This is a genomic window from Flavobacterium undicola, from assembly GCF_009909155.2.
In the GTDB taxonomy this organism is placed as follows: Bacteria; Bacteroidota; Bacteroidia; order Flavobacteriales; family Flavobacteriaceae; genus Flavobacterium; species Flavobacterium undicola.
In genome coordinates this window covers 85,366-105,880 of the sequence record NZ_JAAAPM020000010.1, presented here as the reverse complement: position 1 = coordinate 105,880, position 20,515 = coordinate 85,366, and the positions used below count along the sequence as shown (strand labels likewise).

Here is a 20,515-nt window from a genome sequence, read left to right as displayed (position 1 = left end):
ACAATATCAAATTCAATAACAAAATAATAATTGTAAAATGAGAATTAACAAATTAATGCTTTTTGCTTTATTAGCACTTTTTTTAGTGCAATTTAAGGCTGAGGCACAGCAAAAAATAACAGTGTACACAGTAGGAGATTCTACTGTGAAAAATGGTCGTGGTGATGGAACTGGCGGGCTTTGGGGCTGGGGTGATTACATCGGACAATTTTTAGATTCTAACAAAATTACGGTTGAGAATCATGCTCTGGGAGGAACAAGTTCTAGATCGTATCAAAATTTAGGATTATGGGATGTGGTTTATAAAAAACTGAAAAAAGGCGATTATGTTCTAATCCAATGGGGACATAATGATGATGGTCCGCTGAATGATACCATTAGGGCCAGAGGGACCATAAAAGGAATTTCTGAAAAGACAGAAGAAATTGATAATTTGATTACCAAAAAGCATGAAATTGTTCATAGCTATGGTTGGTATATTCGAAAAGTAGTGAAAGAGGCTAAAGCAAAAGGAGCTATTCCTATTGTAATGTCGCCAATTCCCAGAAATACATGGAAAGACGGAAAATTGCCAAGAAATAATACTTCTTATGGATTATGGGCGAAACAAATTGCCGATCAGGAGAAAGTTATTTTCATTGATTTGAATGATAGAATGGCTAAGAAATTAGAGCAATTTGGCGAAGCAAAAGTAACAGGAACCTATTTTTATAAAAAAGACCATACACATCCATCGGCAAAAGGAGCTGTGATGGCTGCTACTTCAATCATAGAAGGGTTAAAAGTTTCGAAAAGTCCATTGAAGAATTACATTGTGGAGAATCCGGTAATCAAATTACCTGGAAAAATCAATGTTTTCTTGGTTGGCGATTCGACTATGGCGAATAACAACAATGAAAATGCTGTGGGATGGGGAGTTATGGTGCCTCGTTATTTTGATACTACCAGAGTGAATATCGTTAACAAAGCCAGAGGAGGAAGAAGTTCTCGTACTTTTGATTTTGAAGGACTTTGGGATAAAACGAAAAAAGAAATTCAGCCGGATGATTTTGTTATTCTTCAATTTGGACACAACGATGCCGGTAAAATTGATGGAGAGAAATATAGAGGTTCGATCAATGGAATTGGAGAGGAAACACAAATGGTAAATCGTGCAGACAGTTTGATGGAAACGGTTCATACTTATGGTTGGTATTTGAAGAAATTCATTCGTGAAACCAAAGAAAAAGGAGCAACTCCAATTGTGATGAGTTTGACACCAAGAAACGAATGGCCAAATGGAAAAGTAGAACAAAGAGATCAAACCTATGTTAAATGGGCACAGGAAGCTGCAAATGCTGAAAAAGTAGATTACATCAACTTAAGTCAAAAAGTAGCTCAGAAATATGAAGCTTTAGGACAAGAAAAAGTAAAAGAGTTTTATCCAAAAGACCATACGCATACCGGTAGAGTAGGAGCTAATACAGTTGCTGAAACTGCTGCTGAAGAGCTAAGAAGTTTAAAAGGGAGTAAGATTAGAGATTTGGTTTTAACTAAAAAAGAGGTAGATAATCTGCCTCCGGTTCAGTTGGATAAATAATCGTTTTGTGTCATTGCGAGGAACGAAGCAATCACAAGTAGTTACTCACGTTATGGGATTGCTTCGTTCCTCGCAATAAATCAACTATTCTTCAATGATCTTAAGTTAACAATATGAGATACCGTTATTTAAATGGTATCTCCTGTTTTTTTTGTCCTTTTGGGAAAATGGCTAATTGGTCAATTACAATTCCGGTTTGATTTACTTCTATTTTAATAGTGTGTTTTCCTGTCTTTTCTATTTTCACAGGCAATATGAAAATAGCCGCATTTCGCAACACATTTGCCTTCCAAGTTGCGTCCCTGTCATAGCTGTTCAACTTGAATGTTTTGCTGGTATTTGAATCGAATGTAACTGTTGCCTGATGATCCGAATTATTAGCATGTGTCGGTATAAAACGCACTTCAATCTCGTATTCACCAGAATTGTTACTTTCGAAAGTATAAGTTACCGAAGGTTTTTCGGTTTCAAAAGAGCTTGTTTTTAATGGGAATAAAGTGATGGCAGCATTGCTGTATCCAAAACCTTCTATCGCTTTCCATTGGTAATTTTTCACCCCTTGATTTGCTGTAAAATGGTTTGCCTGAATGGCAATGGATTCAGTAGTTGTTGCTTCTTTATTTTCTTCAATTTTTGGTACATTATCATATTTTATTGGATCAAAAACAGGCAATTTTCTTGGAGCCCTACTCATCATGTTGTTCCATTTTCCATTGCTCATTTCGGTATTGTAATAATGAGTCAACTCTTCAATTTGATGGAAAGCTTCTTTGGATAAATTTTCGAATTTTTCCTTTTCTGCTTGATCTTTACTTTCTAAAGATAATTGCCAGTACAGGAATTTATGATTGATATAAGTTGCCGATTTTACTGGATAAACAACCAATTGGAACCAGGCGTCTTTTCGTTCTTGAGGAATAGATGCAGACAAACGATTTACTTCGTTCACTAATTGATCGTAAAGCTGGATTCTTCGCTTGGCTTCAGCAGTCGTAAATTCAGAAGGTTTAATTTGGGTTGTTGGTTCAGTTTGGCTCCAGCCCATGAATTCCGGTTTTCTCAACATTGCTAATCGGTAATATTCGCTCATGACATTGCTTACGTCATTTGCAACGGCATTGTTGAATTCTCTTGCTGCCCAATCTTCCAAATGTTGCTTAATTCCATCCGGTTTTATGGAGTTGATATCCCAGGCCAAATCCATGAAGAATTCCAAATCGTATTCGGTAGGTTTGATGTCGCCCACATTCACAATCCACATTTTTTGATCACCATTGGCGTAAGCTTTAGACATTTCTGACCAAATTAAACCCGGCTGCATAGACGATAACCACAAATAATCATGAGGTCTTCCCCAATAACTTAAATGATAATATACACCACCGCCGCCAATTCTTTTTTGTTCTTTTTCGTCGCTAATTCGTCTGATGTAACCATAGTTGTCATCGGTCCACATTAGGGTAATATCTTCAGGAACTTTTAGTCCTTTGTTGTATTGTTCCAAAACTTCTTTGTACGGAATCAATACTTGTGGAATCGAAGTAATGGGTTTTTTAAATGTCGAAGCCAGCATTTCGCGTTGTTTTACAATGATTTTTTCAACCATATTTTTGGCTTCTTCTGCATTTTTTGCACCTTCCATTTGGCTGTCATGAACACCTCGCATTCCCAGTGTGAAGACTGCTTCTGCTTTGCTGTCGCGAACTTCATTTAAGCGTCCTTGCCAATATTTATTGATGTTTTCACTATTGGTAAAATAATTAAAAGCACCCATCGTTTCTTTTTTCCATTCATCTACATTGTTTCTCAACATTGGCTCGGCATGTGAAGTTCCCAATAGAATATGGTATTTCTGGGCCATTTCTTTATTGCCTTCGATTTTAAAAAAAGCTTTGGTAGATTCGTGCATTGCTGGCCAAATGGTATTGGCTTTCAGGCGTAATAACAATTGGAAAATCTTTTCGTAGGTTTTAGGACCAATATCTCCCGTTTCTTTTTCGAAAGTTTTAGCAGCCCAAGGTTGTAATCCCCAGTCTTCATCATTTAAGAATATGCCTCGAAATTGCACCGAAGGACTTTCGGTAATTCCTCCAGCTGGAAGGTTCAGGACTAATGTTTCTTTTTTAATATTGTTGACATCAGCCCACCATTTCCATGGTGAAATCCCTAATCTTTCGGCAGTTTCAAAAATTCCGTACACTGTTCCGCGGACATCGCTCCCTACAATGTACAAATTGTTTTTTTCGGTACTGATGCTGAATTTTTCCCAAGCACCTTTTAAGTTTGATTTTTTATAATTTTTAAAGATACTTTCACTGATTTGGCCAATATAAATTCCTTTTTCATTCGTTGCTTTTTTAGAAGCTATGATTTTAGGTTTTTGACCTGTGATTTCCTGAATGTCGTTTGCCAATTCATTTACAGCCCAAACTACCAGTTGGTCTGTATTTTGATCGATGTACATAGAGGCAACCTCATTTTTGTTGGCAATAAGAAAGCTGTTTTTATTTTCTTGACTCCAAAAAAGTTGGCTCGTAAAAACGAATAATAGTAAGAATGAATTTTGAATTTTGTTTCTCATTAAATGATTATTTTGAAGAGGTTTTCTCGGTTTTTTAATAGCTGACTAAAATAAGATAATAACTTCTAAATAAGAAGCTATTTCGTGTTTTTTATAGGTTGTAATCGATTACTGAAAACTGGTTTTTTTTCTTTATTTTTGGAGTTCACTGTGTTCTTTATTGAAAGAATGTGTAATTAATTTATTAGATGATGAAGTATATTTTAGTATTGTTTTTTTGTGTTTTTTCGAATGCTAGTTTTTGCACAGAATTAAAATTAGATTCAGATAAAAAGATAACCGTTGCTCAGGATGGAAGCGGCGATTTTAAAACCGTTCAGGCGGCAATTGATGCAGCCAATAGTGAAAAAGAATCCGTTGTGATTTATATCAAAAAAGGAATTTACAAAGAAAAATTAGTTATTGCGTCTTCAAAACCAGGATTGAAATTGCTAGGTGAGAGTAAAGAAAATACGATTATTATGTATGATGATTATTCGGGGAAAGCGAATCCAAATTCGAATCGAAATATTGGAACTTCCGATTCGTATACGCTTTTAGTTCGCGCTGATGATGTTCGAATTGAAAATTTAACGATTGAAAATACTTGGTGTGAGAAAGGTCAGGCAGTTTCTTTACACATCAAAGGCAGTCGTTTTGCAATCAAAAATGCTAGAATTTTAGGTTGTCAGGATACTTTACTTACTGATGGCGATGGAACGTATCAATATTATCAAAATTGTTATATCGAAGGAACAACCGATTTTATTTTTGGACCGGCAACGGCTGTTTTTGAAAATTGTATCATCAAGAGTAAAAAAGATTCTTATATAACAGCTGCTTCCACGCCTGAGAATCTTGAATTTGGTTATGTATTTTTAAATTGTAAACTGATTGCTGATCTTGGTGTAAGCAAGGTTTTCTTGGGGCGTCCGTGGCGTCCTTATGCTAAAACGGTATTTATGAATTGTAATTTAGGAAGCCATATTTTGGCTGAAGGTTGGAATCCATGGAAAGATGAACGATTTGCCGATAAGACGAAAACGGCTTTTTACGCCGAATACAAAAACAAAGGAAAAGGAGCTAAAACAGATAAAAGAGTGGCTTGGTCGCATCAATTGTCAAAAGAAGAAGCTGCAAAATATACTTTGAAAAATATCTTTCCTAAGGATGATTTTTGGAAAACGATTCGATGAATTTTAGCTCCGCAAAGTCTTGATTTTGTGGATGCGTTAATCTGTCTCTAACAGAGATAAAATAGGCACGCAGATTTTGCAGATTTGCACAGAAAAATTATTTAAGAATCTGCTAAAATCTGTAGAATCTGCGTGAAAATTTAATGTTTGAACGTGACAAGGATTTTTAAGAGCCGCGTTGCAAACGCTTTATTTTGTTCTTAAAAGTAAGTAGGTACTCGTTGCAAACGAGCCCAGATGGATATTCGTTGTAAACGTGCATCAGACGAGGGAATTACGCTATTTCTGTTATTCAAAAGTCGTTGAGAATTGAATAAAATCCATATACAAATTGTTTTTAAATTCGTCTATTTCGGATGTATCAATAATATTATGGTTTTTGTAATAAGTTTTTGTTGTATCAACAAGTTCTTCTGCAAGTTTTAATTGTAGGTCTGATACCAACATTACGTTGTTTTTCAAAGTATCAGATTTGCCATTTCGGTCAAAAGCATTAGAATAGTCTTTCTTGTATTTTTCTGTAATTTCCATTAACTCTGATTTAATTTTATCCATTGTTTTAAATTATGTTTAAATTTTCTACTATATTTTTTTCGACTGACAAACTCCTAAAAAAGCAAGAACTTCCAATAGATAATATATCGCAGCAACCAATGTACCAAACGCTATTAGGTAAGTCAAAACAACAAGTTGAACTTGAAGCGAAGCGTTCTTCGCTTCAAGAAGAGATTGCATTTTCTTCATCTCGACGACTTCCATTTCCACTTGGTGGCTTTTTAGGTTTTGGTTTTCGTAACCGCCGTTTTTAATAAAAAACAAACCTTCAAAAGATATATTATAATGTGTTTTTTTTGGGTTGTCAATATCTTTGTTAGTTTCAATTACGTAATCATCTTTAACTAATTTTAATAAAGCAACTTGAAATGTAAAATGGTCAACATCTTTTAAAAATTCACATCTATCTAATGTTTCATTCATTATTTCAAACCATTTAACAGAATCTGAAATAGATAATGTTTTTAAAATTTCGTCTAATATTTTAAGTTCAGTATTATCAATCATATTCTCGGTGTTTCGGTTTTACTCTCTCTTTAGGTAAACTGTTCGCCAACTTATATATATAACCGCTATAAAGTAGCTAGTATACACCCAAATTTAGGTAGATTTCGGCTATAAAATAGTTTTTTTGCTAAATTAAATTTTCTTACAAAATAAAAAAGCACAGCTTACACTGTGCTTTGAAAAAAAGATCTAAGATAAATGTTTTTAAGGAACCAATTTAATATTTGGTTTTGGAGCGGCTTTCATTCCGGTTCCCATGTAAAAACTGGTGTGTGGCGGCTGGTTGTAGCCTACATTTTGCCAGGCAATCGCTAAACGGTATTGGGAATCATGCATTAAGGTGTATTGTCTGATTGCGGTTGGAATTGTTGTAGAATAAATACGCAATTCGCTGTTGTCCTCGCTTCTTAAAATCAATTCTTCTCTCCAATCGCCAAGGATATCAGCAGAAAGCCCGGGAGTTGATTTAGTCCCATTGTTAGAACGCGCTCCTTCGGCAGTGAAAATCCTGCCTTTTCCATATTTATCAATATAATTGGAGTTCAGAATTTCTCTCGAAGCATCACCATCCCAATAAATTAAAAAATTTGCTGCTCTTGGTGCTTCCCCAATTTTATTTCCTTTAATATCATATACAGATTTTGAACCCGACCACCACATTTGGGCGCCAATTCTGGTAGGGTCAATGTTGTCAGCAACACCTCTTCCTACATCCTCATTAGGAGCGGCAGTAAACAGTACTTTTCCATTAGCAGCCGAAAACAAAGCAACTCCTGCACCTTTTGTACCTTCTTCAATTTCGTGTACACCAAAAACTTCCTGACCAGGAATTTCAGGATCTAAATCACTCACATGAAGTGCGTCACCATGTCTAAAACCTGTGGTGTACAATCCTTTTCCATCGTTGTCAACAACCATGGAACCAAAAACAATTTCGTCTTTTCCATCATCATCCACATCGGCAACTGAGAGTCCGTGATTTCCCATTCCGGAGAAAGGATTATTTCCGTCTTTGCTGTCAAAAACCCATTTTGAGCTTAGTTTTTTGTCTTTAAAATCCCAGGCAGCCATCACAATTCGACCATAATAACCTCTGCACATCACCACACTTGGATGTACGCCGTCAAGGTAGGCAATGCAAGCCGTAAAACGATCGACTCTGTTTCCGGTTCTATCGTTTTTTCCATTTCCGCCTTTTCCGCCCCATTTTCCAATGTCGCCTCTTTCAGGAATGTAAGGAACTGTATTGATTATTTTTCCCGTTTTACCATCAAAAACAGTCAGGTATTCAGGGCCTTGTAGTATTTTACCAAAAGTAGCCGACTTTTGATCGGTATCTCTCCAGTCTTTTGATGCGTCACCTACCACATTATTGGCACTATCCGTAGTTCCGTCAGCAGTTTTACAAACAAATTCCGCTATACCGTCTCCGTCTAAATCATAAACCATGAATTGGGTGTAATGTGCGCCTTCGCGAATGTTTTTGCCCAAATTAATTTCCCATAAAAATTTTCCGTCTAAAGTATAGGCTTGAAAAACAGGAGTGTCGCTTAATCCTGTAAAAGAATTGTCTTTCCCAATACCTGCCATGTGTACAATTAAATCATAACGTCCGTCTCCATCTAAATCTCCCGTCGAAAGATCATTAGGAGCATAGCCTTGTTTTCCTTTTAGAGGAATGGACAAATAATTTTTATCAGGACTATTGGCAGGAATGGTAAAACTTCCTTTGGCTTCTTTTTCTACTCCATTCAAAACCGTTTTCACAAACCAGCTATTGTCTTCGTTTGCATTGGCTTTATCATCAATTAGATTTGTTGCTGCTGTTATGGGTTTGTCGTTTACGCGAATGGCTGCGTTGGTTCCGCTTTTTCGATATAAGTTAAAAGCCAGATTATCGGCATCCGTACCTAAAACTCTCCAGCCCACATAAAAATGGCCATTTTCTTTTACTGCAATTAGTCCTCTGTCTAGAGATTCCATTTGTCTTTGACTGAATAATAAAGTGCTAGACAGCTGAAAAGCCAATAGTGCTATCAGGTATTTTTTCATCTTTGGTTATTAAATTGGTTGATTGTAATTTGGTTAAAAGGAATTTATTGTAAATCCTTTGTTAGGACTTTAAATAAGGCTTAAGGTTTAAATGATTATAGGATTATTTGTTACTTATATCATTTGTTTATTCTTTTTGACTGATTGGATATTAGTTTGTATCGTCACCCTAAATTAGGGTTGAGGGATAAAATGGGGTTTTAATAATTATAATTTTCTTTTTTGCTTGATCAAAAAAGAAACAAAAAAATCAAGTCTTCGCACCCTCGTCGGTCAAATTAGTTTTCGAATACTAAAAGAAAATAACTCTCCGCCGCGGCGGATCAAACAACTTTTCTTTTTACGCATTCTTCAAACATTTGACGCTCGACTGCGGCTGCTAAGGACGTTTAAACCTCGTGAATGACTGCAGTTTGTTTTGAAATTAGTATAGATACAAAATCTCAAATTTTATTTAGCCATATCCTTTTTACAAAAAATCCTGAGAATTTAAAACTCTCAGGATTTAACTTATTAAAACATTTTTTCAAGACCTTCCCAGCGTACATTCCATTTACCATCTTTAGGAAAACCTGGATTTTTTTCGGTAGTGCCATCCCAACCCGCACACATCATGGCTACGGCCGTAAGCAGTCCTCCATTTCCTGGCAGGTAAATAGGCAAACGACCTTCCTGGTAATTGTGCCCGTTAACTAAATACGTATTGGTTTGTACATTCATAAACAAGGCATCAACCGCTTTATCAGGTATTTGTAAACGAGCCGCAGTCATAGCCGTCATCGGGAAATCCCAACCCCAGGTTTCTTTCCAAGACCAGGTTTTCCAAATCAAATCGAAGGTGTTCTTCATGATTTTTTTATCCAATAAAGTAGTTTCTGGCAACATTCCGTATGTTCCAAAAACAGATGGATGATCGGTTTTGAATTCTGGATTGGTATAAGAATCTTTGGCACTTTCAGTAGCTAAATACACATTGTCCTGAACAGGCAGTTTAGATAATTGAGCAACAACAGCTGCCCATTTAGCTACTTCCGGTTCGCCTAAACGTTTTTTCCATTCTAAGGCGGTGTTTAAAGCCCAATTCCAATAAGCCAATTCGTAGGTTGGATTAAAGGTTTCTGCAGCTTTAAAACGCTCTTGAGCAGGAATAACTCCAGGACCTAAAATATATCTTTTTTGTGCTTGATCATAATAAGCAAACGAAGCCATGAAATCGGCAGTAGCAAAAACACGTTTTTTGTACAATTCTAAAGTAGCTTTATCCTTGTGGTCGCGATACATTAATTCGGCAAAAGTGATAAAATGGGGTTGTTGCCAAATTAATAATGCTCCAATAGAAGACGGCGCTTCATTACCATCTGGATCCGTCATTTTTTGCCATCTTACACCGTCATAACCTTGTCTTACGGCAATTTTTTTAGCATTGTCATACACCTTAGAATACCAAGGCAAACTTTTTTCTAACAAACTAGCTCTTCCCCATAACGGATAATGAACGCCATGCCACCAGTGCATTTCTAAATGCGGTTTTCCATACCAGCTGTTATAAGTTAATCCTGTTTCCTGCGGCGGTTCGTTTCCTGCACATTGCAATTTGGTTAGATATTGAGATAAAATGACTCTTCGTTCTAATTCAAAAGCACGGGCATCGGTACACTTTGAGAAATCGACTGCTCCCCCGCTTTTCCAGAATTTTACCCATCCGGAAACACTGCTAGTTTGTACAGCTGCAACATCTGGAATGCTTAATTTTCCTTTGTGAGCTGGCGCAAATTCGCAACTGAAAGCAAATTCACTGTTTTTAGAAGGAGTAAGAATATAATAATGCGCTTCTTTTTGAGCAATAGCTGCATTTCCTTTCCATTTTAAACCAACATTATACGTAATCGAATCCATTTTATGCGTGATAATGGCTTCGTTTTTTCCTTTATTTGAAAGGGTGCTGGTATAAGCCAAATCAGCTTTCCACAAATTTCCATTATCGCCCCATTTGATTGTTGGATAAGGAATACGCAGGCGAATTTTTAATTGCCCTTTTTTCATCAAATCAGAAGTCACTTTAACTCCAATAACATCTTTTTCCTGGTGCGAAGCTGTCCAAACTTTTACAGGAGTTCCTTCAAAAGTAAAGGTGCTTATGATTTCTCCTGTCCAGACATTCAGCGTTTGTTTAATGTTTTTGATATCCGATGGATTGGCTAAAGCACCATCTTTTTTGTACAATTCAAATCCTAAATTTCCCAGTTGCAATCGATGTGCATTGGCACGGAAATATTCTACGGCATTTTTTACATGATCAGGAGTTTTTGGCTGAACAGCATAAGAAACTTGTCTTCCGCTTTGTTGGAAATTGACTAAGGTTTCTTCAATTTTATAATTATCAGTATTCGGATTAGCATCCCATCCCCATTCCGATTGTGTACCTAACGGAACACCCGCCTGATAATAATCGGGGAAAGTTTGTAAACCGGTAGCGTCAACGGTAAAGGCAAAAGTTCCGTTTCCAACCGATAAAGAACCCAATGTGTCAATTTTTGTGATATTGACATTGTGCCTTGTAACCAATGCTTTTCGGTCAATTTTTTCTTGTGCTTTTGCTGTTGTTATCAACAAACACAAGGAGAGTGCGATGAATACTTTTTTCATGTTAATTTCGGTTTAACGTTAAACTCATAATCCCAATGATTACTTCATTGGCAATGGCTTTGATTTCTATTTTTTGCAGATTTTTATTTTTGTCCAATGGAATATCAATAATTGTTCCGACTCCACCTTCGATACCAAAATCACTAAAACCTTTTATGGATTTAAAATCCTTAAAGTCTCTGCTAATCGTTCCCGTTTTAAGATAAACTCTTGGCGGTTTTTGAGCATTGGTCGTAAAAGCATAACCGTCAGTGTAATAATCTTGCTCTATTGGCCACCAGTTTTCCGGATTTTTTAGTTCTAATTTTTCGCTGCTTCCATCGCTGTAAGTCACTACAATTTCACCATTAGTAAAACGGCTTTGCATCGGGTTAGTAGTTCCTGCCATCATCAAATAAGCCTGAGATCCCGTTCCCGAAAGGGGAATTGAAAGCGAATTAGGGAAATTATCCCATTGCGAAACAAAAGCAATGTTTTTATCGGCAGTGGAAGAAGTGGCAAACGGAATGCCTTGCGGACTGATAATTTGGTTGTTTGTTCCTGCTTTTGCTCTTAATCCAGAGTCGTCAATTATTGGTTTTATAAAAGGATAACACCAGTTTCCAATTCCCTGCGTTGGAATTTGTAGGCTCGGTGATTGTGCTCTTGGGCTGAGGTATTTATTCTCAAAAATATTCGTGATTTTATCATTAAAAAGCCCGTCCAGTTTTACAGATTCCCAATTTGTTTTAGGATTGCTTGTAATATCCCAGTTGGTGAAACTCAATTTTGTTTGAGTTCCATTTTCAAAATTCATTTCCACCTGATTGGTTCCCGAAACCAATTGTTCTAAAGGAATTTCGATGTTGTTTTCTGAATTGGCTTGTAAACTAAATTTTGTTTTGTTTATTTTTTGATTCGAAATAAGGAAACCATTCAATGCTGTAGACAAGTTGTTTTTGATGATTACTACCGCATTTTCTGCTTTTATTGCATTCGAAACAACTTCAAGATTAGATTTGATATTGATATCAATGGCTTGCCACCAAATCATCTCTTTTTGTTTCAGTTTGACAAAAAATGATTTGTTACCAATAGTATTCGCCACTGCATTGATTTCATTAGTATTGATAACCGCATTTTTTAATGCGTTTTGAGTATCTTTTATTTCTAGAATAGTGGCGATTTTTGTTGGGATACGAATGTTTTCGCCTTCGCAAATGGACGAAATCGGAGTCAGTTGTTCTAAAGTTTCGTTACTCCAGACAATCTCGATTTTGTATGAATCAGCATACCGATTTTCGATACTTATTTTTGGACTTCCAATAGTTCCATCAATCATTTTCCATTGTACTTCTTTTCCATTAACAGTCACTTTGCTGATGTTTTCATGAGTAGCATTGACTATTAATTGCAAGTTCATTTTTGTTGAAAAATGAGGCGTAATTTGATAAATATCAGTGTTTTTTGTTCTTTCGAAAGCAAAAGTTACATCAGGAATTTCAAGCGAAGCATGGTTCCAGGATTTTGGTAATCCCGGCTGAATCGTTAAAGTGTTTTTAAGGGCATTGGGTTGAATTCCGAAAAGTCCTTCTACTAAAGTTCGTCCAGCCATTCCTATCGGGTCGGCAAAATCGCGATACAATTCGCCACGAATCGCATCCTGAAATAGCAATTGTTCAAATCCTCCGGGAGAAGCCCCCAGATACATACTTTCGATTAAACCACTTTCCCAAAGTTGGTATGCTTTTTCCGATTGCCCACCTTGCCAATACGCCAAAGACGTATGCAAAATTTCAGCCAAAGCCACATTGTTTAGCGACCAGTCGTAAGGCTGCCAGTTGGTAGTAGATACTATTTCCAGATTTTTTTTGTCTAAACCTTCGGCAGCAACCGGGATATGCGGAATTTCAGTATCTACATATTTCAAAGCTTGGTAAGCTTGAAAAGGATTCGCAATTTCACTATCTAAGGCGTGATAGATAGTCCAGATTGCAGGCGTATCATGTGTGAGTTGGTTGCCCAAAAGATCCTTATATTCTGCAAAAGTTCCTTTGTTGTTTTTCCATAATTTTTCCTGAATGGCTTGATAGATGTGAGCTGCTTCTTTAGTGTAAGGAGCACCGTCTTCGCCTACAATTTGGGCTAATTCTCCCGCCATTTTATTGGCAAAATAATTATAAGCTGAAGTATGTGTTACACCTCCGCCGCTATATTGCAGTGCATCACTCGCCCAGATAGCGGCATAAGCATCATACAATCCGTCGCCATCCATGTCGTAATTTCTTTTTTCCCAAGCCAAATGTCTTTTGATAACTGGCCACATTTTTTTCAAGAAATCAACATCTCCTGTCCATTTGAAATGACGAACTAACTGGTCAATAAAAACCAAGTTCATATCATAATGATGGGCGATTTTATTATTGTTCGGATTACGGCTAATGTAACCGCTACTGAACATTGAAGTACCCATTTTCTCCAGTTGACGGGCATAATTTCGGGTAGTATCAGGAACAACTGGACCAGTTTCGGGTTCTGTAACCTGTGAATTTCCATAGCTCTCAAAATGAGTTTTAGCTCTGTCATGCCAGCCCAAAGGATCGGCAACATAAGCACCGCGCCAGGCATTCAAGTACATTCTCCAGGCAACAGCTCCATGTAAATAGGCTGGGTTTTCCCAAATGGCGTCGGCAGCCATTGCTAATGCACCGCCCAAAGTATTGATATATGGGTCAGGTGTGTTTACTTTAATTCGGTTAGCCAGAAGTTCGCTTTGAATAATGGCTTTTTTAAATTTTTCGGCTACAGCTTCCTGGCTGTTATTTTCAATTTTGCCTTTATTTTCGAATAACCAATAATTTCCGTCTTTCGAAAATTGATTCAATTGTCCAATAATCATTGGAACAGAGTCTGCTTTTGAAGTATAGTTTTCTAAAGGTGTTTTTAAGAAATTGGCACTAGACAAATGGGGCTTCGAATCCGGAAAAACAGCGCTGATTACTTGAGTGTTTTCAGTTGCTTTTTTACTGCTTCCGGAACCATAGGAAATACTAAAGCTGTTTTTGTTGATTTGGTATTGATTGTTGATACAATATCCGGGTTGTAAATAAAACACCGATTCAGGATCTCCGCCAATATCACCATTTCTTGAGAATTTCTTACCACTAGCACCACCGTAAGCCCAAACAAGTGAAACGTTTTTTGGTATAGTATTCCCAACAACTTTTAGGATAAAACCATCGCTGTCAGCCAAGGCTACAATTTGAATAGTCAAAGTAGCATTCGAAAGTAAAGCATCATTGATTTGATATTCAACCGTTCCGGGAGTGTATTTTGTGTTTATTTTATCGGCTTCGGTAATCCATTTGCTGCTTTTTCCGTTGATTAATCCCAGTTTGAAATTACCGCCCATTCCGGGCATGTACATCGCAAATTCAGGTAAATCTCCAGCTTCAACTCTAAAAGCGGTGTTGCTTCCGTATAAGGCACGGTTGAATTTTCGGGTTCCGTTTTTTAAAACAAAACTCCGGCCTTCAGGGGTGTAATGGATTTTTCGTTTTTCTCCATGCCATAAATTTTGACTTTGAGCAGTCAAATTTGGAAGAGAAAAAGAAAGAAGTAAAAGGGAAATAGCGATTTTAGATTTCATTATAAGTCAATTACTTTTTAGTATTGTTTGCTGCACTTGAAAAATCTACATTCTTTGAATTTTCGATTTTTAGGCTCGAATGATCCAATGCATTAATCGTCACATTGTCTAAAATCCAATTGTTGCTATACCCAATGTTTCCAGCTGTTTCGGCTGTAATATGCACATCTTTAAGCGTTACGTTTTCGACTATGGATTCTTTTAATCCCGCTACCGAAATGGCTTTTTTAGCTCCTTTGATATCGATATTTTTTAAATGAATATTCCTGAAAACAGGAATTCCTTTAGACTCCGGTTCGACCTTAGTAAGCATTTTTTTCCAGTGTGGAGGCAAAGTTTCTTCGGTATAACCAGCAGGAAGTTTGGAATAGCTGTAAGCAGGATTCCAGTTCATTGAAATGGTGATAAAAGTACCTACACTTTCCATTTTTATATTTTCCATATAAATATCTTCTACAGTTCCGCCTCGATTAGTAGCTGATTTTATATTCAGTCCATTTTTAGTGCCGTATCCTTGAATATTGGAAACATAGACATGACGAATGCTTCCTGAAGTTTCGCTGCCTAAAGTGAATAAACCTGCCCCTTGACGGGCAATACAATCACGTACCACAACATATTCAGTTGGGCGATTGACTCTTAATCCGTCCCAGTCGCGTCCTGCCTTTAAACAGAAATTATCATCATTGCAATCAATATCACAATTTTGAACTAATATCCATTTTGATGAATCAATATCTATTCCATCCGTACTTGGGCCATGTCCGCCAATGTTGTTTCTTATTTTGATGCCATCAACGGTAATGTATTCAGAATACAAAACTTGGACGGTCCAAAATCCCGCTCTTTGAATATTTAAATCTTTAAGAAATACATTTTTAGAATTCGTAATTAAGATGGTTCTTGGACGTTTAGCATCATAATCTACAATCCATCGCAAATCTTTAGCTTCGTATTCCTTACGTAAATTCCAATAATAATCCCAATACACTTTTCCTTGCCCATCGATAGTTCCTTCGCCATCCAGAGTTACATTTTTCTGATCTAAAACATTAATTAAAGCCGCTGGCCATTTCATTTCAATTCCCGCTACACGAGTGTCGATTTCCGGGTAATCGGTAATGTTTTCGCTGCCTAAAATAGTTGCTCCTTTCGGGACATTAAAATGCACTCCTTCTTTGATAAATAATGAACCTGTTAGGTAATTCCCAGGTTTGAAAGTTAGTGTTCCACCGCCATTTTTACTGCATTCGTCTATGGCTTTTTGAATGTTTTTAGTCGAAAGTGTTTTACCATCATTAACAGCTCCATAATCATTTGCATAATAAATTTTGGACTTGAATTTGTTTTCTTTAGCCCCCACTTTGTTAATCCACTCAGGTTCAAAATTTGCTGAATGACTTGCTACTTGAGCCGTTTCTTTACATGAAAAAAGCAAGAAGAGTAAGGAGCTTAAAATGATATGGTATTGTTTCATTACAATTGATTTTATCTCCGAAAATCTTTATTTCATATCGAAAAGGTATCCTGTACTTGCCTGATTTTAAACTGAAATTCTATAAATTGATAAAAACGGGATAGTTTTGGATAATTTATGTTTTGATTTTCGAACAAGTTATAGCTGTTTTAATTTATTATGACTGTCCGCTAAGCGGACTAAAAATTCAATAATGGCACACGGATGACACAGATTAGACAGATTTTCGCTGATTATTATAGAAAAATCTGTTTTTATCAGTTTAAATCCGTGTCATCCGTGTGCCATTTTCAAAATTGGTACAAGTAACGGATTGTAATATTAATTTATTCTCCGCCTAAGTTTACTTCTTTTGCATCTTTTTGGAATTGTTCTTCCAGCTTATTTTTTAGTTTATTGGCTAAATTTTCGTGTTCTTGAATTAGATTTTGTTTTTCTTCAGGATCTTTTTCGATATTGAAAAGTTCAAAAATGGCGGGGGCATTTTTATGTCTGGTACGAATTAATTTCCAAGGTTTTTCTGTGATACTTTCCTGTAAATGTCCTCGAATGTATATGGATTGATTTGGGATTGAATCTTTAGTAATGATCGAGTTCCAAATGTTTTTTCCTTCGACTGTTTTAGGAATTGATTTGGCTCCAGCCAATGATAAAATAGTCGGCATTAAATCGGTTACCGAAATGTAATTATTGTTCAATGAGCTATTCGTTTTGTTTTTCCAATAGATGATTGCCGGTACTCTAACGGCACCTTCATAATTAGTAGTTTTCCAGTCTCTTAATGGATAATTGCTTCCTAATACATCATTTGCGGTATGTCTTCCCTGGTATTGGTTTCCCGGAATCCATTTGTCCATAGCGCCATTGTCACTCATGAAAATAACAACGGTATTTTTGTCTAAATGCTGTTGTTTTAAAGTTTTTAATATTTGCCCGATGCTATAATCTAAATGCGACATGGCAGCGGCATAATCTCTTCGGGAGTTGTTTTTGATGGTTTTTAAATAAGGCTTTTTCCATTTGTCTTCTTCCTGTAAAGGAAAATGCGGAGCACTATAACTCAGTTGAATGTAAAAGTTTTTAGAAGGATCTCGTTTGGTTTTAAGCCAAGTTACGGCTTCGTTTTCAATTAGGTCCGTTGCGTGTCCTTTTTCGGAAATAAACTGACCGTTTCGGTGCCAACTTGGATCTCCGTTTTTGTATTCGTGACTGTATTGGTCTATTTGCCCATGTAAAAAACCATAGGAATAATCAAAGCCATATACTTTAGGGCCACTGGATGGATTTAAGCCCAAATGCCATTTGCCAAACAAAGCCGTTTGGTAATTTTGTTGGTGTAAGGCTTGTGGCAAAGTGGTAACATCACTTGGGAGACTTAGATTACTTTTGTCGCTTATAGGCGCTACAATCCCCATACGGCTGGAAGGTCTTCCTGTAAAAAAGCTGGCTCTTGATGGAGAACAGGTAGGAGCAGCATACAAACGATTGAGTTGAGCACCATTTTTAGCTAACCAATCGATATTAGGAGTGTGAATTTCGGAACCATTATAACCTACATCATTCCAGCCTGCATCATCAGCAACAATAACTACAAAATTAGGTGTAGTAGGAGGAACGGTTTTCTTTTCAGTTGCTTGACTAAAAGTTGAACTCCATAAAAATAATGTTGTTATGCTGCTGATAAAGAGTCTGTTCATGAATTGTGTTTTAGAAATTATTTACGGGATTTTAATTGTAATGAGCTATCGTTGATTTCGAATTCGTTGTTTTTAAGCATCAGAATAATTTCAGAACCAGCTAAAATTACAGGTCCATAACCATGAGCTGCAAAAACATTTATTGGGCGATAGTAGTAAAAGGCAGGATCAAACCCCATGCCAGTTCCTACACAAGTTCCTTCTACTTCTCCTTTGTTGTTTACCTTTGTCGCAACGGCATTCCAAGCTAATAATGCCGCAGGAGCATAAGCCGCCTTGTCAATATAACCTCTGTTGATAGCGCGGGTGATAGAATAAGAATAAATAGCAGTTGCCGATGTTTCTAAGTAAGTGTCATTTCGGTCAATTAATTGATGCCAAAAACCAGTACCATCTTGATAAGTAACCAGTCCTTTGATATGGGCTCTTAATTGATTTAAAACGGCATTGTATCCCGGATGGTCTTTTGGTAAAACTTCCAATAATTCCACCATCGTCATCACTGCCCAGCCGTTGGCGCGAGCCCAATGAAATTGCGGATGTTCTTCCATTGATTGTACCCATCCGTGCATGTATAATCCTTTTTGGCTGTTAAACATCCGCTCTGAGAATTGTTTTACTTGTTTAACGGCATCATCATAATATTTAACATCTCCTGTTAGTTTACCCATTTGTGCCAAGGCAGGAACTGCCATAAATAAATCGTCTAGCCATAAAGTGTTGGGTTGCGGTCTGTTTCTGGCCAGCGTTCCATCAGGAAGTCGAAATTCTTTATTACTGATATAACCCATGAAATCATCAATTAATGGTCTCAAATCGGCTTTTAATCCTGCTCTTTGCGCTTTAATCATCGAGGCAGTAACAGCACCACCATCATCCAAAGCGTGTGGCATTAAAAAGCCATGTACTGGTGATGGGAATTTATTGTTTTTTTGCAGTTCTTTTTTGTAATAAGGGGCAATGTCAGCGATTAGTTTTAATCGTTTGTTAGTATAATCGGCATATTTTTGATCTCCTGTAGCTTCTGTGGCTAGAAGCATACCAGCATAAGTTACTCCCCATTCGTAACTGGTTAGTCTAAAAGTTCCCGGAGAAAAGATGGTGTTTTCGTCTAGTTTTTTTAAATCGCTAACTTCCTGTTTTGTTTTGCTGTTTATCAGGCTGGCAGGAGTTGTTTTTTCTAAAAAAGCGTATATTTTATCTATAGTCGCTTTGATTTCCTGTGTTGTTTTTGCTCCATAAGGAGTTGGATAATCCGGTTGCAAAAGGTGCAAAGGTGCTGTAACATCGTTAGCGGGTTGCTGTGCATTTGCAAGCGTTGGAATTGCCATTATTGCTGCAGCAACGCCTATTTTAATTCCAGTGGTGAATGGGTTAGTTTTCATTTTACTAAAATTTTGGTGGTTAGTTTGATTGTTTTTATTAGCTATTATTTTACAGCCACATCCCAAACTTTTGACAATCGGGAAGTGCCTTTTGGACCTTGAATTTTTAAAATTACAATATATTTGCCAGCTTCTTTATATTGATGAATTGGATTTTGAGTGGTAGCAGTAGTTCCGTCACCAAAATCCCAATTCCAAGACTCGATTTCGCCTTCCGATTCATCGATAAAAGCCACTTCTCTTTGACTCATGTTTACGATTTTATGCGACCATTTAGCCTCGATGTCTTTTTTGAATTGGTTTTCCAAAGGCATGAGTTTGAAAGGCAGGCTGTAGGAAGCATTTCCATACATTTTGTGTTCTTTTGAAAGGTTCCAAAAACCGTTGTTTTCCGTTTTATTAACATCGTCATAATCGATTATTGCCCAACAAAGACCAATGTTTTTGTTTTCTGCTAAGATGGATTCCACCGCTCTTGATGGATCATTTCCGGCATAATCAAAAGGAGTTATCCAGAATTCCAAGGTTAATTTTCCACCTTGTCCCGGTTTGGAATCATAATGATAAGAAGTATTTGCATAAGGCAAATTTTTAATCCAAGGCTGACTGCCCCAAACCATAGTCCAGTCTTTTTCTACGGCAGGAGTGAAAATATGATAGTTTTGCGCATGAACGCCGTGATAGGAAAAATAAGCATCCATTGTATTGGTTAGATTTGGATTTGGATGAAAACGATCAATAAACGGCCCGCCAGATTGGTCAGCATCGACTATAAGTTCGAAAGTGTCATTGTGTAATCCCGGCAGAGAAAAATCCCAATAATCATCATAAGCTTCATAAAGAAAGTACAAACGATTGAGTCCTTTTACCCAGCCTACTTTTACGCTGATATCCAGGTTTTTTGGGTCAGCTTTGGGTTGTTTTCCGCTATCATCCCATAATTGATCCATTCCTACAACATAATTTTTAGGTACCATTTGCCAATCTTCGCTATTTCCGTCAATTGTTGGAATTTTATTGGCTGGAAATTGAAAAACCTGAAAACTTCTATTGTCTTGTGCATTAGTCTGGATACCAATGAATAACAGTAATACCAAAGGCAAACCATATTTTGCTTTTGTTTTAAAACTGAAAAAGGATTTGATTCGAAAAATCATGAGGTTATAATATCAATTGCTTCGTATTTTGTGTAGCTCAAGTTTATAAAAAAGAATTGATTTGAGTCTCATTTGG

Annotated in this window: 12 protein-coding genes; 2 read left to right on the top strand and 10 right to left on the bottom strand. The window is 36.8% G+C overall.

All coding sequences use genetic code 11. The features are described from left to right. Nucleotides 1-37: 37 nt before the first annotated feature. The gene (locus GTZ96_RS07825; RefSeq protein ID WP_161642638.1) at nucleotides 38-1,579 is read left to right on the top strand and encodes a rhamnogalacturonan acetylesterase; all 1,542 of its coding nucleotides are present in this window, start codon (nucleotides 38-40) and stop codon (nucleotides 1,577-1,579) included. A gap of 124 nt (nucleotides 1,580-1,703) precedes the next feature. Here the strand turns inward: GTZ96_RS07825 and GTZ96_RS07820 are convergent, their stop codons facing one another. Beyond that, nucleotides 1,704-4,160 carry a glycosyl hydrolase 115 family protein gene (locus GTZ96_RS07820; protein WP_161642635.1) on the bottom strand — a complete coding sequence of 819 codons (2,457 nt, stop codon included), beginning with the start codon at nucleotides 4,158-4,160 and terminating at the stop codon, nucleotides 1,704-1,706. A gap of 188 nt (nucleotides 4,161-4,348) precedes the next feature. Here GTZ96_RS07820 and GTZ96_RS07815 point away from each other — a divergent pair, with 188 nt between their 5' ends. Then, nucleotides 4,349-5,335 (top strand): pectinesterase family protein, encoded by a 987-nt coding sequence (locus GTZ96_RS07815; RefSeq protein WP_235972898.1) that lies wholly within the window; start codon nucleotides 4,349-4,351, stop codon nucleotides 5,333-5,335. A 288-nt stretch (nucleotides 5,336-5,623) separates the two neighbouring features. On the opposite strand, the gene GTZ96_RS07810 is transcribed toward GTZ96_RS07815, so the two are convergent. The 9 genes from GTZ96_RS07810 to GTZ96_RS07770 form a co-directional block, all read right to left on the bottom strand. Next, nucleotides 5,624-5,890 (bottom strand): hypothetical protein, encoded by a 267-nt coding sequence (locus GTZ96_RS07810; protein ID WP_161642633.1) that lies wholly within the window; start codon nucleotides 5,888-5,890, stop codon nucleotides 5,624-5,626. 27 nt (nucleotides 5,891-5,917) lie between these two features. Beyond that, nucleotides 5,918-6,397, bottom strand: a complete 480-nt coding sequence (locus GTZ96_RS07805; RefSeq protein WP_161642630.1) for a hypothetical protein — start codon at nucleotides 6,395-6,397, stop codon at nucleotides 5,918-5,920. Nucleotides 6,398-6,601: 204 nt separating this feature from the next. Further along, a complete protein-coding gene (locus tag GTZ96_RS07800) occupies nucleotides 6,602-8,449 on the bottom strand; it encodes a rhamnogalacturonan lyase (RefSeq protein WP_161642627.1) in 1,848 nt (615 codons plus the stop codon). Between the two features lie 513 nt (nucleotides 8,450-8,962). Further along, nucleotides 8,963-11,095 carry a hypothetical protein gene (locus GTZ96_RS07795; RefSeq protein ID WP_161642624.1) on the bottom strand — a complete coding sequence of 711 codons (2,133 nt, stop codon included), beginning with the start codon at nucleotides 11,093-11,095 and terminating at the stop codon, nucleotides 8,963-8,965. 1 nt (nucleotide 11,096) lies between these two features. Continuing rightward, complete coding sequence (locus GTZ96_RS07790) at nucleotides 11,097-14,723, bottom strand: DUF4450 domain-containing protein (RefSeq protein WP_161642621.1); 3,627 nt, start codon at nucleotides 14,721-14,723, stop codon at nucleotides 11,097-11,099. 10 nt (nucleotides 14,724-14,733) lie between these two features. Continuing rightward, entirely contained in the window at nucleotides 14,734-16,200 is a 1,467-nt protein-coding gene (locus GTZ96_RS07785; protein ID WP_161642618.1) for a glycoside hydrolase family 28 protein, read from the bottom strand. A 326-nt stretch (nucleotides 16,201-16,526) separates the two neighbouring features. Next, the gene (locus GTZ96_RS07780; RefSeq protein ID WP_161642615.1) at nucleotides 16,527-17,897 is read right to left on the bottom strand and encodes a sulfatase family protein; all 1,371 of its coding nucleotides are present in this window, start codon (nucleotides 17,895-17,897) and stop codon (nucleotides 16,527-16,529) included. Between the two features lie 17 nt (nucleotides 17,898-17,914). Continuing rightward, on the bottom strand, nucleotides 17,915-19,282 hold the full coding sequence (locus tag GTZ96_RS07775; RefSeq protein WP_207720161.1) for a glycoside hydrolase family 88/105 protein: 1,368 nt from the start codon (nucleotides 19,280-19,282) through the stop codon (nucleotides 17,915-17,917). 44 nt (nucleotides 19,283-19,326) lie between these two features. Next, complete coding sequence (locus tag GTZ96_RS07770) at nucleotides 19,327-20,439, bottom strand: PKD domain-containing protein (RefSeq protein ID WP_161642612.1); 1,113 nt, start codon at nucleotides 20,437-20,439, stop codon at nucleotides 19,327-19,329. Between the last annotated feature and the right edge of the window lie 76 nt (nucleotides 20,440-20,515).

Coding starts and splice junctions, on each gene's coding strand:
- GTZ96_RS07825 (WP_161642638.1), top strand. CDS start 38: ATGAGAATTAACAAATTAATGCTTTTTGCTTTATTAGCACTTTTTTTA.
- GTZ96_RS07795 (WP_161642624.1), bottom strand. CDS start 11,095: ATGAAAAAAGTATTCATCGCACTCTCCTTGTGTTTGTTGATAACAACA.
- GTZ96_RS07780 (WP_161642615.1), bottom strand. CDS start 17,897: ATGAACAGACTCTTTATCAGCAGCATAACAACATTATTTTTATGGAGT.
- GTZ96_RS07810 (WP_161642633.1), bottom strand. CDS start 5,890: ATGGATAAAATTAAATCAGAGTTAATGGAAATTACAGAAAAATACAAG.
- GTZ96_RS07790 (WP_161642621.1), bottom strand. CDS start 14,723: ATGAAATCTAAAATCGCTATTTCCCTTTTACTTCTTTCTTTTTCTCTT.
- GTZ96_RS07800 (WP_161642627.1), bottom strand. CDS start 8,449: ATGAAAAAATACCTGATAGCACTATTGGCTTTTCAGCTGTCTAGCACT.
- GTZ96_RS07805 (WP_161642630.1), bottom strand. CDS start 6,397: ATGATTGATAATACTGAACTTAAAATATTAGACGAAATTTTAAAAACA.
- GTZ96_RS07775 (WP_207720161.1), bottom strand. CDS start 19,282: ATGAAAACTAACCCATTCACCACTGGAATTAAAATAGGCGTTGCTGCA.
- GTZ96_RS07770 (WP_161642612.1), bottom strand. CDS start 20,439: ATGATTTTTCGAATCAAATCCTTTTTCAGTTTTAAAACAAAAGCAAAA.
- GTZ96_RS07815 (WP_235972898.1), top strand. CDS start 4,349: ATGATGAAGTATATTTTAGTATTGTTTTTTTGTGTTTTTTCGAATGCT.
- GTZ96_RS07785 (WP_161642618.1), bottom strand. CDS start 16,200: ATGAAACAATACCATATCATTTTAAGCTCCTTACTCTTCTTGCTTTTT.
- GTZ96_RS07820 (WP_161642635.1), bottom strand. CDS start 4,160: ATGAGAAACAAAATTCAAAATTCATTCTTACTATTATTCGTTTTTACG.